General features: G+C 69.7%; 12 protein-coding genes. 3 read left to right on the plus strand and 9 right to left on the minus strand.

Annotation, left to right across the window (positions count from 1 at the left end; translation table 11 throughout):
• Positions 1-3: 3 nt before the first annotated feature.
• From ACYVGQ_RS17365 to ACYVGQ_RS17375, 3 genes are read left to right on the plus strand one after another with little or no spacing between them, the layout of a single operon-like run.
• The gene (locus ACYVGQ_RS17365) at positions 4-465 is read left to right on the plus strand and encodes a VanZ family protein (RefSeq protein ID WP_460785934.1); all 462 of its coding nucleotides are present in this window, start codon (positions 4-6) and stop codon (positions 463-465) included.
• Complete coding sequence (locus ACYVGQ_RS17370; RefSeq protein WP_460785935.1) at positions 462-1217, plus strand: HAD-IIB family hydrolase; 756 nt, start codon at positions 462-464, stop codon at positions 1215-1217. The genes ACYVGQ_RS17365 and ACYVGQ_RS17370 overlap by 4 nt, the downstream gene beginning before the upstream one ends.
• 36 nt (positions 1218-1253) lie before the next feature.
• The gene (locus ACYVGQ_RS17375) at positions 1254-2093 is read left to right on the plus strand and encodes a DUF1295 domain-containing protein (RefSeq protein ID WP_460785936.1); all 840 of its coding nucleotides are present in this window, start codon (positions 1254-1256) and stop codon (positions 2091-2093) included.
• Positions 2094-2337: 244 nt separating this feature from the next.
• On the opposite strand, the gene ACYVGQ_RS17380 is transcribed toward ACYVGQ_RS17375, so the two are convergent.
• The 9 genes from ACYVGQ_RS17380 to ACYVGQ_RS17420 all read right to left on the minus strand — a co-directional run bounded on the left by ACYVGQ_RS17380 (position 2338) and on the right by ACYVGQ_RS17420 (position 13433).
• On the minus strand, positions 2338-3597 hold the full coding sequence (locus ACYVGQ_RS17380; protein WP_460785937.1) for an alpha-hydroxy acid oxidase: 1260 nt from the start codon (positions 3595-3597) through the stop codon (positions 2338-2340).
• 56 nt (positions 3598-3653) lie between these two features.
• Positions 3654-4376: a FadR/GntR family transcriptional regulator gene (locus tag ACYVGQ_RS17385; protein ID WP_460785938.1), complete on the minus strand. Its 723-nt coding sequence runs from the start codon at positions 4374-4376 to the stop codon at positions 3654-3656.
• A gap of 190 nt (positions 4377-4566) precedes the next feature.
• Complete coding sequence (locus tag ACYVGQ_RS17390) at positions 4567-5223, minus strand: thymidine kinase (RefSeq protein WP_460785939.1); 657 nt, start codon at positions 5221-5223, stop codon at positions 4567-4569.
• A 9-nt stretch (positions 5224-5232) separates the two neighbouring features.
• Entirely contained in the window at positions 5233-6705 is a 1473-nt protein-coding gene (locus ACYVGQ_RS17395; RefSeq protein WP_460785940.1) for a malate:quinone oxidoreductase, read from the minus strand.
• Between the two features lie 172 nt (positions 6706-6877).
• Entirely contained in the window at positions 6878-7942 is a 1065-nt protein-coding gene (locus ACYVGQ_RS17400) for an aspartate-semialdehyde dehydrogenase (protein WP_460785941.1), read from the minus strand.
• Positions 7943-8193: 251 nt separating this feature from the next.
• A complete protein-coding gene (locus ACYVGQ_RS17405; RefSeq protein WP_460785942.1) occupies positions 8194-9480 on the minus strand; it encodes an aspartate kinase in 1287 nt (428 codons plus the stop codon).
• Between the two features lie 167 nt (positions 9481-9647).
• Complete coding sequence (locus ACYVGQ_RS17410) at positions 9648-10562, minus strand: DMT family transporter (RefSeq protein WP_460785943.1); 915 nt, start codon at positions 10560-10562, stop codon at positions 9648-9650.
• 55 nt (positions 10563-10617) lie between these two features.
• Positions 10618-11211 carry a recombination mediator RecR gene (gene recR, locus ACYVGQ_RS17415; protein WP_460785944.1) on the minus strand — a complete coding sequence of 198 codons (594 nt, stop codon included), beginning with the start codon at positions 11209-11211 and terminating at the stop codon, positions 10618-10620.
• The gene (locus tag ACYVGQ_RS17420; protein WP_460785945.1) at positions 11211-13433 is read right to left on the minus strand and encodes a DNA polymerase III subunit gamma and tau; all 2223 of its coding nucleotides are present in this window, start codon (positions 13431-13433) and stop codon (positions 11211-11213) included. The genes recR and ACYVGQ_RS17420 overlap by 1 nt, the downstream gene beginning before the upstream one ends.
• Positions 13434-13517: the final 84 nt, after the last annotated feature.

The following is a 13517-nucleotide window of genomic DNA, read 5'->3' on the forward strand; positions in this document are numbered from 1 at the left end:
AGGATGCCTCAGCAGCTGCCCTCTCCGCACCTTCTCACCCGCCGGATCGCGATCGCCATCAGCATCCCGTTCCTCGCGGCACTGGCCTACCTGACGCTCTGGCCGACAAGGGTCGAGGATCGGATGCCGACGACCCTGGACGGGGTGCTCGGCCTCTTCCGCGACCGTCTGGGCTGGACCTGGCTGGGCTTCGCACAGCTCGAGCTCATCGCCAACATCCTCGTGTTCATCCCCGTCGGCGTCCTCGCCTTCCTCCTCATGCCGCGCCGCATCTGGGGCATCGCCTTCGCCGTCGGCCCCGCGATCTCGCTCGCCATCGAGGCCTGGCAGGCGATCGCCCTCCCCGAGCGGGCCGCGACGCTCGCCGACGTCGCCGCGAACAGCGCGGGCGCCACGATCGGCGTCGGCCTCGCGATCCTGTCCACCCTGCTCCTCTCCCGCCGCCGTACCCTGGAGTCACCATGACGAGTCCCCGCCTGGTCGCCTTCGACCTCGACGACACCCTCGCCCCCTCGAAGGGCGCCATCTCGCCGCGCATCGCTAACCTGCTGCGCGCCCTCCTCGGGCGTGTGGACGTCGCGATCATCTCGGGCGGCAACGAGGATCAGTTCCGCACCCAGGTCATCGGGCAGCTCGGCGAGGCGGATGCCGCAGAGCTCGGCCGCCTCCATCTGCTCCCCACCTGCGGAACCCGCTACCTGAGACACGACGGCACCGCCTTCACCACCGTCTTCGCGCACGATCTCTCGGACTCGGAGAAGGAGGCGGCGCTCGCCGCGCTGCGCGAGGAGGCCGTGCGCCTCGGTCTGTGGGAGGCGGACCCCTGGGGCGAGATCCTGGAGGACCGCGGCTCGCAGATCACCTTCTCGGCGCTCGGCCAGCGTGCTCCCCGGGAGGCCAAGCACGCCTGGGATCCGGATGCGAGCAAGCGCGCCGCGCTTCGCGATGCCGTGGCCGCGCGCCTGCCAGGGCTCGAGGTGCGGTCGGGCGGCTCGACCTCGATCGACATCACCCGCGCCGGCATCGACAAGGCGCACGGCATGCGTGCGCTCACCGAGCACACCGGCATCCCCCTCGCCGACATGCTGTTCTACGGCGACCGTCTCGATGAGGGCGGCAACGACTACCCGGTGCTCGCCCTCGGCGTGCGCTCCATCGCGGTGGAGGGCTGGGAGGACACCGCCGACAAGCTCGACGAGCTGCTGAAGGCGCTGTAGCGGCGGCAGGGCTCTCGAACGCCGTAGCATGGCGCCATGGATGCTCTCCTCGCCGTCGTCGTCACCGCGGCCATCGCCAGCGCCGCCTGCTGGGTGCTCTCGCTGATCACCCGCGACACCTCCTGGGTGGACCGCGCATGGTCGATCGTCCCGGTGATCTACGTCTGGATCTTCGCCGCCGCGGCGATCGGCGGCGGCGAAGATGCGGCACGCCTCGTCGTGATGGCGCTGCTCGCGACGGCCTGGGGGGCGCGCCTGACGTTCAACTTCGCCCGGAAGGGCGGCTACACCGGCACCGAGGACTATCGCTGGGCGATCCTGCGCGGAAGGCTGTCGCCGTGGCTGTTCCAGGTGTTCAACCTGCTGTTCATCGTCGGATTCCAGATGGCGCTTCTCGTGCTCATCACCCTCCCCGCGTACGTCGCGCTCCAGCATCCCGCGCCGTTCACCGCCTGGGATGCGGTCTTCACGCTGCTGTTCCTCGCGCTGCTCACAGGTGAGACCGTCGCCGATCAGCAGCAGTGGGCCTTCCATCGGCGCAAGGCGGCGGGTGAAGCGTCCGGCTTCCTCACCGCCGGGCTCTTCCGCTACAGCAGGCATCCCAACTTCTTCTTCGAGCAGAGCCAGTGGTGGGTCTTCTACGCCATCGGTGCGACCGCCGCCGTGTCCGGCGGCGCCGGGTTCCTCGGCGGCGTGCTGAACTGGTCGATCCTCGGCGCAGTCCTGCTGACCGCGCTGTTCATCGGCTCGACGATCTTCACCGAGTCCATCTCGGCATCCAGGTACCCCGCCTACGCCGGCTATCAGCGCACGACCTCGATGATCGTCCCCTGGCTCCCCCGGAACGACGTGCCGGCGTCCGGGACCCCTGCGTGATCGCTGCTCGGTCCGAGCATCCGCATCCGCGCGCAGAGCACCCGCACGCGCACGCAGAGCATCCCTCCGCACCGGACGCATCCGTACCTCCCCGCGTGTCCGGGATGTTGCGGGTTCTCGCGCACCAGACACGCAACAACCCGGACATCGACCGCTGGCGTGTCCGGGTTGTTGCGACTGACGAGGTGCCTGAACCGCCACAACCCGGACACAACCGCACCGGGTCAGCGGCAGGATCGGGGCGTCAGCGGACGACGGCCTCCGCCGCGGACTTCGCGACCGGCACCAGGCGCTGCAGCTGCGTGACGTGCTTCGGCTCGAGCTCCGCGAGCGAGGAGACGCCGAGCAGGCGCATCGTGCGCTCGATCTCGGTGCGCAGGATCGCGATCGTCCGGTCGACGCCCGCGCGTCCGCCGGCCATCAGGCCGTACAGATACGCCCGGCCGATGAGCGTGAAGTCGGCGCCGAGGGCGACGGAGGCGACGATGTCGGCGCCGTTCATGATGCCCGTGTCGATCATGACCGTGAAATCGTCGCCGACGGCCTCGCGGACGGCGGGCAGCAGGTGGAACGGGATCGGTGCACGGTCGAGCTGACGCCCGCCGTGGTTGGACAGCACGATGCCGTCGACTCCGGCATCCCGCAGCCGCACCGAGTCCTCGACGTTCTGGACGCCCTTGATCACGATCTTGCCCGGCCAGAGGTCGCGGATCACCGCGAGGTCGTCATAGCTGATCGTCGGGTCCATCGCCGCATCCAGCAGCTCCCCGACGGTTCCGCCCGTCGTGCTGAGCGAGGCGAACTCGAGCTTCGGCGTGGTGAGGAAGTCGTACCACCACCACGGGCGAGGGATCGCGTTGATGATCGTGCCGAGGGTCAGCTGCGGCGGGATCGAGAAGCCGTTGCGCTTGTCTCGCAGACGGGCGCCCGCGACCGGGGTGTCGACCGTGAAATGCAGGGTGTCGAAACCCGCGGCTGCCGCTCGTCGGGTCAGCTCGTACGAGATCTCGCGATCGCGCATGACGTACAGCTGGAACCAGTTGCGCCCGTCCGGGTTGGCCTTCTTCACACCCTCGATGGAGGTCGTGCCCAGCGTGGACAGCGTGAAAGGGATGCCTGCCGCAGCGGCGGCTCCGGCGCCGGCCTCCTCCCCCTCGGTCTGCATGAGGCGCGTGAACCCGGTCGGCGCGATGCCGAACGGCAGGGCGCTGGGGCCGCCGAGGATCTCGACGGAGGTGTCGACCGTCGGGGCCGGCTTGAGGATGCCGGGGTGGAACTCCACATCCTCGAACGCCTGCCGGGCGCGCGACAGCGACAGCTCGCCCTCGGCGGCGCCGTCGGTGTAGTCGAAGGCGGCCTTGGGTGTGCGGCGCTGCGCAATCTTCCGCAGGTCGTAGATCGTCAGCGCCGCGTCCAGGCGACGCTTCTTGCCGTCGAGCTCGGGCTTCTTGAACTTCATCAGCTCGAAGAGCTCGGCCGGATTGGGGATCTGGCGGGTGACCATCGTGGTCCTCTCGGGTTGGTCCGCGGAGCCTGTCCGAGCGCTCTGCGGGGGGGCGGTCAGTCTCTGGCGATGCTCGCCGTCGTCGTGCGGGTGAGTCCCGCGGCGGTGTAGTAGCCGGTGATGTGGTCCTTCACGAGCGCACGCGCACGGTCCGCGTCGCCGTCGTCGATGGCCTCGACGAGGTCACGGTGCTCGGCGCGCAGGTGATCGGCCATACCGGCCCAGTCTGCGAGGCGGGCCGCGCCAGCCTGCACGTAGGACTCGATGGAGGTGCGCAGCCCGGCCATCATCGCGGCGATCACGGCGTTGCCGGATGCTTCCGCGAGCGCCAGATGCAGCTGAGCGTCGAGCACGAGGAACTCGTCCGCGCTGAGCGACCCGGCATCCATCGCGTCCAGGATGCGGTGCGCCTCCGCGGTGTCGCGCGCGGGATCGACGGCGAGACGACCGACGACGGCATCCTCCAAGACGAGGCGCGTGCCGACCACATCCGCCAGCGGGAAGCCCTGTGCGGCCACCTGGAGCCGCAGGAGAGCGGACATCCCCCCCGTAGGCGTCGCGATGACGATCGCGCCGGATGCGGGCCCGGAACCGGTCGCCGTGCGGATCAGCCCCATGACCTCGAGGACCCGCAGCGCCTCGCGGACGCTCGACCGCCCGACGCCCAGCTCGGAGGAGAGATCGCGCTCCGAGGGCAGCCGGTCGCCGGGACCGAGGCGCCCGTCGAGCAGGTCGCGCTCGATGTGCTCGAGCACGGTGCGCCAGGCGCGCTGCGTCATCGACTCTCCTCCTGTGGTCTGACCACAGAGTAGCGCGTGTGGTCAGACCACGCAAGCGGTCTGCCGGACCACCGCGTCCAGGTCGCAGTTTGTGTCGCCCTTCGTGCGTCAGAACAGCACGGATTGCGACCTGGACGGCGGCGACCACCACGAAGCGACACCGTTTGCGACTGCAACCGCCGAGCACGACTCAGCCCAGTCGTCCGCCGGACTCCTCGAGGTAGCAGTTGCCGCACAGCGATTCGTAGGTGACGACGTCCGCAGGGGCGGTTCCGCCCGCCCCCTCATCGATCGCGACCTGGTCGCCGTCGAAGACGAAGCGCCCGCCGATGACCCGGCCGTTGAACACGGCCTTCCGCCCGCACCGGCAGATCGTCTTGAGCTCCTCCAGCGAATGCGCGATCGCCAGCAGACGCGCCGATCCGGGAAAGGCGTGGGTGAGGAAGTCGTTGCGGATGCCGTAGGCCATCACCGGGATGCCGTCCAGCACCGCGATCCGGAAGAGATCGTCGATCTGCGCAGGCGTGAGGAACTGCGCCTCGTCGATCAGCAGGCAGGCGACGTCCGCCGGGCGCTCGGATGGGATCAGCCCCTCGTCGTCGCGTCGGCGCATCCTCTCCCTCTCGCGCAGGAAGAGCGCGCGCGCGTCATCCTCTCGCCCGATCAGGAAGTCGACCTCGCGCGTGACGCCGAGCCTGCTCTCGATCTGCGAAGCGCCCTTGGTGTCGATCGCGGGCTTCGCGAGCAGCACGTGCTGCCCGCGCTCCTCGTAGTTGTACGCCGCCTGCAGAAGCGCGGTCGACTTGCCCGAGTTCATCGCGCCGTAGCGGAAGTAGAGCTTCGCCACGGTCGCCTTCTACCGCGAGATGCCGAGCGCGGATGCCGTCGCGGACATCGAAGCGTCAGCGGCTGCGGCATCCTCGTTGAGCTTCTCGCCGAGGGTGGGGATGAGATCGCGCAGCGTGGGCTCCCATCCTGCGTACTCCTCCGGGAAGCACGTCTTGAGGAGTCCGAGCATGATCGGGACCGCCGTCGACGCGCCGGGCGATGCGCCGAGAAGTCCAGCGATCGAGCCGTCCGCCGAGGAGACGACCTCGGTGCCGAACTGCAGGACACCGCCCTTCTTCTCGTCCTTCTTCATCACCTGGGCGCGCTGACCGGCCTGGATGAGCGTCCAGTCGTCGTCCTCAGCCGTGGGCATGAAGACGCGCAGGCTGTCGACCTTCTTGCGGTGGTTCTTGACCAGCTCGCCGAGCAGATAGGTGATGAGGTCGGGATTGGCGAGCGCCACCCGCAGCATCGGCCAGAGATTGTGCGTGCGGACCTGGCCGACGATGTCGAACCAGGAACCGGTCTTCAGGAACTTCGGGCTGAACGTGGCGAACGGGCCGAACAGCAGGGACGCCTCCCCGTCGACGACGCGTGTGTCGAGGTGCGGCACCGACATCGGGGGAGCTCCGACGGATGCCTGCGAGTAGACCTTGGCCTTGTGCTGGGCGACGATCGCGGGGTTCGTGGTCTTGAGGAACTGCCCGCCGATCGGGAAGACGCCGTAGCCCTTGATCTCCGGGATGCCGGAGCGCTGCAGCAGCTTGAGCGCCCAGCCGCCGGCGCCGACGAACACGAAGCGCGCCTTCACCTCGTTCGGCGTGCGGCCGAGCTGGGTGCGGTACTTGACGAGCCAGGTGCCGTCCTTCTGCTTCTTGAGGCCGGTGACCTCGTGGTTGGTGCGCAGCTGCACCCCGTCGGCGGTCAGGTGGTCGAAGAGCTGATGGGTGAGGGCGCCGAAGTCGACGTCGGTGCCGGCCGGCACGCGCGTGGCGGCGAACGGCTCGCCCTTGCGGCGCTTCTGCATGAGGAGAGGCGCCCACTGATTGATGACGCGGGAGTCCTCGCTGTACTCGATGCCCTCGAACAGCGGCTGCTCCTTGAGCACCTCGTAGCGCTCCTTGAGGTACTTCACGTCCTTCTCACCGCGGACGAATGTCATGTGCGGGGTCGCGTTGATGAACGTCGACGGCGCGTCGAGCACGCCCTTCGCCACGAGCGACGACCAGAACTGGCGGCTCTGCTGGAACTGCTCGTTGATCGACACCGCCTTCGCGGGGTCCAGCGGGCCGTTCGGGTTCTGCGGCATGTAGTTGAGCTCGCACAGGGCGGCGTGCCCCGTCCCCGCGTTGTTCCACGGGTTGGAGCTCTCCTGCGCCACATCGTTCAGCCGCTCGAAGGCGACGACCTTCCAGTCCGGCTGCAGCTCGTGCAGCAGCGTACCGAGGGTGGCGCTCATGATGCCGCCACCGATGAGGACGACGTCGACGGTTTCAGTCACCCGACCAGTCTAGTTCGCCCGCACCCTTCCCTTCGTGCCGTCCCCAAACTGCGACACCACGCCGAGACGTCGGCGAGTCGCCGACGTCTCGGCGTGGTGTCGCAGTCTCGCGCGCGGGATCCGCAGTCTCGCGCGCGTCTCGCGGGCGGGATCCGCAGTCTCGCGCGCGGGATCAGGCGGAGAGGCGCTCGGCGACGATCTCGGCGATCTGCACGGCGTTCAGCGCGGCGCCTTTGCGGAGGTTGTCGTTGCTGATGAAGAGCACGAGACCCTTGCCCTCCGGCGCCGACTGGTCGGCACGGATGCGGCCGACATAGCTCGGATCCTTGCCCGCGGCGTACAGCGGAGTCGGGACCTCTTCGAGCGCGACTCCCGGCGCGCCGGAGAGGACCTCGGTCGCACGGGCAGGGGTGATGTCCCTGGCGAACTCGACGTTGATCGAGAGCGAGTGCCCCGTGAACACCGGCACGCGCACGCAGGTGCCGGCGACGCGCAGGCCGGGGAGCTCGAGGATCTTGCGGCTCTCGTTGCGGAGCTTCTTCTCCTCGTCCGTCTCGTTCAGGCCGTCGTCGACGAGGTTCCCGGCGAACGGGATGACGTCGAAGGCGATCGGCGCGACGTACTTCTCGGGCTGCGGGAAGTCGACGGCGGATCCGTCGTGCACGAGACGCAGCGTGTCGCCCTGGGCGAGGACGCCCTCGACCTGCCCGAGCAGCTCCTGGGCGCCGGCGAGCCCGGAGCCGGAGACGGCCTGATAGGTGGAGACGATGAGGCGCTCGAGGCCGGCCTCGGCATCCAGCGCCTTCAGCACCGGCATCGCGGCCATCGTCGTGCAGTTCGGGTTCGCGATGATGCCCTTCGGGCGATCGTCGATCGCATGCGGGTTCACCTCGCTGACCACCAGCGGGACCTCGGGGTCGTTGCGCCAGGCGCTGGAGTTGTCGATGACCACTGCTCCGGCCTCGGCGAAGCGCGGGGCGTACGCACGGCTGGCGGTGGCCCCGGCGGAGAAGAGCGCGATCTCGATGCCGGCGGCATCCGCCGTCTCGACGTCCTCGGCGATGACCGTGACGCCGCCGAACTCGATCGCCGTGCCTGCGGAGCGCGCCGAGGAGAACAGGCGCAGTTCGCGGATCGGGAAGGCGCGCTCGGCGAGAATCTCCCGCATCACGGTGCCCACCTGGCCGGTGGCGCCGACGACGGCGACGGAGAATCCTGAGTCGGAGATGCGGGTCATGAGCTTTCCTTGATGCGTGTGCAGAGAGGCGCGCGGCGCGGCGCCGGTGTGGGCCACGCCCGGCGCCGATGTCAGGGTTTGGGTGATTCTACCGTGCCCGCGTCCCCCTCATGACATGGCGGCCACGGGTGTGACGGCTCCGCGAGACGTCCTTCGCAGGGCGAGACGTGGCCTGTGGACGCACGTCTCCCGCGGCAGAGGACGTCTCGAGGGCGAGAGGACTCGAGGACGAAGACGCGAGGAGCGGACCCTCAGCGACCGGTGCCGGCGTGGACCGTCGCCTCGATCTCGTTGTCGAGACCGTAGGCGGTGTGCACCGCCCTGGCGGCCGTGGCGAGGTCGTCGCCGCGCAGCACGACCGAGATGCGGATCTCCGAGGTGGAGATCATCTCGATGTTCACGCCCGTCGTCGACAGTGCCTCGAAGAGCTTCGCCGAGACGCCGGAGTGCGTGCGCATGCCTGCGCCGACCACGGAGAGCTTGCCGATCTGGTCGTCGTGCACGAGGCTCTCGAACTCGATGTCGCCCTGCTCGGCGGCGAGCGCCTTGAGCGCGGCCGCCGCATCCGCCTTGGGCAGCGTGAAGGAGATGTCGGTACGACCCGTCGACGCCGCGGACACGTTCTGCACGATCATGTCGACGTTGGCTCCGGACTTCGCGACGATCGTGAAGATCTCCGCAGCCTTGCCCGGCACGTCGGGGACGCCGATGATCGTGATCTTCGCCTGGGTGAGATCGGTCGCGACGCCGGCGACGATCGGTTCTTCCATGGCTTCTCCCTCGGATTCGCGGGGGTTGGTCATCCCCCGACCAAGAACATAGGTCCCCTCCGCCGATGAGAACGACGAGCGGGCGTGGATCAGGACACCGTGACGGCGCGCGTACTCGACGGCGCGGATGTAGAGCACCTTCGCGCCGTTCGCCGCCATCTCCAGCATCTCCTCGCTGGAGATGTGGTCGAGCTTGCGGGCCAGCGGCACGACGCGAGGATCGGAGGTGAAGATGCCGTCGACATCGCTGTAGATCTCGCAGACGTCCGCTCTCAGGGCCGCGGCCAGGGCCACGGCGGTCGTGTCCGAGCCGCCGCGTCCGAGGGTCGTGATGTCCTGGGTGTCGTCGTTGAGCCCCTGGAAGCCGGCGACGATGACGATCGCGCCCTCGTCCAGCGCCTCGCGGACCCGCGTCGGGTTGACCTCGACGATGCGGGCCGCACCGTACTTGTCGTCGGTGCGCATGCCCGCCTGCGGGCCGGTGTAGGAGCGCGCCTCGAAGCCCATCGAGTGGATCGCCATCGCCAGCAGCGCCATCGAGATGCGCTCCCCGCTCGACAGGAGCATGTCCATCTCACGCGGCGCGGGGATCGGTGCGACCTCCGCGGCGAGATCGAGCAGTTCATCGGTCGTGTCGCCCATCGCGCTGACGGCGACGACGACATCATGACCGGCACGGCGGGTGTCGACGATGCGCTTGGCGACGCGCTTGATGCTCTCTGCGTCGGCGACAGACGAGCCGCCGTACTTCTGCACGATGAGGGCCACGGAACACTCCCAGGTATTTCGGGCGGATCCGCCCACCGCACATTCTACTTTCGCGCCATATGCCCCGAAGCGCATGTGACGCTGGCCGGCACGCCCTCCTCGGCCACGAGAATCCGCGGCGATGACGCCGGGTCTCACGAGGGGAAGGCTTCGATCCACGAGCGGGGTCAGGGACTCGGCGCGGGCGGCGGGTCGGAGGATGCCTGCACCGCAGGGCGGAGCCGACCGCCGGTCGCGGCGAACCAGCATCCGACGATCACGAGCGGGAAGCCGATCGCGAGGCCAGGGGTGATCGGCTCCGAGAGCACGACGGCGCCCAGGAGGATCGCGACGACGGGGTTCACATAGGTGAACAGCGGCGCGCGCACAGGGCCGATCTCCCTGATCAGCGCGAAGAAGGCGAGGAACGCGATCGCGGTGCACAGGACGGAGAGCACGATCAGCGCCGCCGTGGCGTTCCACGTCGGCACCTCATGCTGGGTGGCCAGGCCGATCGGGAGGTAGATGACGCCGATCGCGAACAGCGCGAGGGTGATGCTGCCGAGCGAGGGAACGTCTCCGAGCTTGCGGGCGACGATGAAGGGCGCGATGGCGTACATGACGGCGACCAGCAGCACCTCGCCCGCGGCGAGGAGATCACCGGCGGCGAGGCCGGGACCGGCGACGACGATCGCGACGCCGAGGAATCCGACGACGAGCCCGCCGAGGCGCAGCGGCTTCAGCACGGTGCGGTCGCCTCCCCCGAGCGCGATGAGGGCGGCGAACAGCGGCACGGTCGCGACGAGCAGCCCGGTAGGACCCGAATGCAGCGTCTGCTCGGCGTGGCCGAGGAGCAGGAACGGGCCGCCCATCTCGATCAGCCCGAACGCCAGCACCCACGGCCACTTCCTGAGGGCCGGGCGAAGGGCCCCGCTGCGGATCGCGAAGGGCAGGAGCAGGAGCGCCGCGATGAGGGTGCGGCCCGCGACGACGGCGGGCGGCGAGTAGGACTCGACGGCGATCCGGATGAAGAGGTACGGCACGCCCCAGATGAGCGCCATGGCTCCGAACAGGAGCCAACCGCGGCGGCTGACCGCGTTCATCAGCGCCGGCGCCGGAAGCCGTCGGCGCGGAGGGGCGTCACGTCGCTGAGGGGCGTCACAACGTGCGCCGGCCTTCGAAGGCCCGCCCGAGGGTGACCTCGTCGGCGTACTCCAGGTCTCCGCCCACGGGAAGACCCGACGCCAGGCGCGAGACGGTGATCTGCATAGTGGTGAGGAGCCGGCTCAGATAGCTGGCGGTCGCTTCGCCCTCGAGATTCGGGTTCGTGGCGAGGATCACCTCCTGCACGGCGCCGTCGGCGAGCCTGGTCATGAGCTGCGCGATGCGCAGATCGTCCGGGCCGACGCCCGCGATCGGGCTGATCGCCCCGCCGAGCACGTGATAGAGCCCGCGGAACTCGCGCGTGCGCTCGATCGCCGCGACGTCCTTCGCATCCTCCACGACGCAGATGAGCGTCTGGTTGCGACGCGGATCACGGCAGATGGTGCAGCGGTCCTGCTCGGATACGTTGCCGCAGATCTCGCAGAACCGCACGCGCTCGCGCACCTCGGTGAGCAGCTCGGAGAGCCGGGCGACGTCGAACGACGGCGTCTGGAGGATGTGGAAGGCGATGCGCTGCGCGGACTTCGGGCCGATGCCGGGAAGCCGGCCGAACTCGTCGATGAGCTCCTGGACGATGCCGTCGTACATCAGCCGAACCTCGTCGCCGTCGGCGGTTCGAACGGCTCCTCGCGGACGAACCGCGCACCGAGCACCTGCCGGATCACGGCCTCGCCGTAGCGCTGCACCCCGTCGGGAGCCGCGGATCGCGCGGTGACGACCGGAGCAGGAGCCTGACGGACCGGCACCGCAGGCGTCTGCTGCGCCGCTGCGGAAGCCTGCGGTGCCGGCGCCACGGGGTGCTGCCGGACCGGAGGCTCGTACGTCGGCGGCTCGTAGGGGGGCTCATCCTCGTCGGGGGCCTCATCGTCGCCGGGAAGCGGCGGTTCGTCGTCGGAGACGCCTCCGTCGACGGGCGGCAGCGGAGCGGATGCCGCCGACTCCGCCTCGGCCGGCTCGTCGTCGACGGGCAGAGGCGTCTGCGGAGCCTCGGTCGCCTTCGGGATCGGCGCGACGGCCCACTCCGTCACCGGAGCGGACGACAGCGCACTGGTGCGCGGGGGCTCGGATGCCGGGCGCTCCGGCGCGACGGGCGGCGCCGCTGCGCCGCCGGCGGGCAGCGGGGCCGGCTTGTACTTCACCTTCACGCCCAGTTCCTGCTCGATCGCCGTGCGCAGGTGATCGGAGGTGCCGGTGCCGGGGGTCGCCCCCCTGAAGCGGGAGACATCCTGCTGGCTGGTGAAGCCGAGCGTCAGGACCTCGGAGTCGACGTCGAAGGCGAGCGGCTGGATCGCGGTCACCATGAGCCAGGCAGAGCGGCTGATGCCCTCGAGGCGGGTCAGAACGGCGGGCCAGGATGCTTTGATGCGATCGAAGTCCACCGGGACCGCCGGAGCTGCGGCCGATTCGGCAGGCGATTCCGGGGCGGAACCCCGTTTCGACTCGCCTTCGGCTCGCTCAACGAGCGGGGAAGAAGAAGACGGCTCACCCGCAACCGGGGAGGGGGATGTCCCGCCGTCGGCCGGAGGCGACGACTCGGCGACCGGCGGGGACGACACGGATCCCGCCCGCTCGTTGAGCGACGACGGCGAAGCCGACGGAGTCGAAACGGAGTCCGCCCCCGGGAGAGCCGCCGACGCGGCCGGGGAGACCGTCGCCTCCGGCACGGCAGCAGGTCGAGCGGGTGCGCCGGAGGCGACGGCGACCGAAGCATCCGAACCCGCCAGCACGCGGGCCACCATCAGCTCGAGGTGAAGGCGCGGCGAGGTCGCGCCGCTCATGTCGTCGAGTGCCGCGCTGACGATGTCGGCGGTGTGCGAGAGACGCGACGAGCCGAAGGCGGCCGCCTGCACCTGCATCCGCTGCATCTCGTCGGAGGCGATGCCCCGGAGCACGGCGGAGGCGCCATCGCCCACCGCGGCGATCACGATGAGGTCGCGAAGACGCTCGAGGAGGTCGTCCACGAAGCGCCGAGGATCCTGGCCGGTCTGCACGACCCTGTCGATCGCCGGGAACGCGGCCGCGGCATCCCCCGCGGCGAGCGCATCGACGATCTCGTCGAGCAGCGCGGCGTGCGTATAGCCGAGGAGCGCGACCGCCCGCTCATAGGCCACCAGGTCGCCATCGGACCCGGCGATGAGCTGATCCAGCAGCGAGAGCGTGTCGCGCGGCGAGCCTCCACCCGCGCGCACGACGAGCGGCAGCACCCCCTGCTCGACCTGGACGCCCTCTTCCGCGCACAGCTTCTCGACGTACTCGAGCATGGCGGCCGGGGGTACCAGCCGGAACGGATAGTGATGCGTGCGCGAGCGGATCGTGCCGAGCACCTTCTCGGGCTCGGTGGTCGCGAAGATGAACTTGACGTGCTCCGGCGGCTCCTCGACGAGCTTCAGCAGGGCGTTGAACCCCTGCGGCGTGACCATGTGGGCCTCGTCGAGGATGAAGATCTTGAACCGGTCGCGGCTCGGGGCGAAGGTCGCGCGCTCGCGCAGATCGCGGGCGTCGTCGACGCCGTTGTGACTGGCCGCGTCGATCTCGACGACGTCGAGGGAGCCCCCTCCGGCACGGGACAGCTCCACGCAGCTCGGGCAGGTGCCGCACGGGGTGTCCGTCGGCCCCTCCGCGCAGTTCAGGCAGCGCGCCAGGATTCGCGCCGACGTGGTCTTCCCGCAGCCGCGCGGACCGGAGAACAGATACGCGTGCCCGACCCGATCACCGCGCAGCGCCGTCATGAGCGGCTCGGTCACCTGCGACTGCCCGATCATCTCCGCGAAGTTCTCGGGCCGATAGCGGCGGTACAGGGCTGTGGTCACCCGTCCAGCCTACGGCGTGGGACGGACATCGAGGCATCCCGGTCTCCGCCCTCCGACCGCGCCTCCCCGAGACCCCGCCCCGCC

The sequence above is a fragment of the Microbacterium tumbae genome, assembly GCF_054780175.1.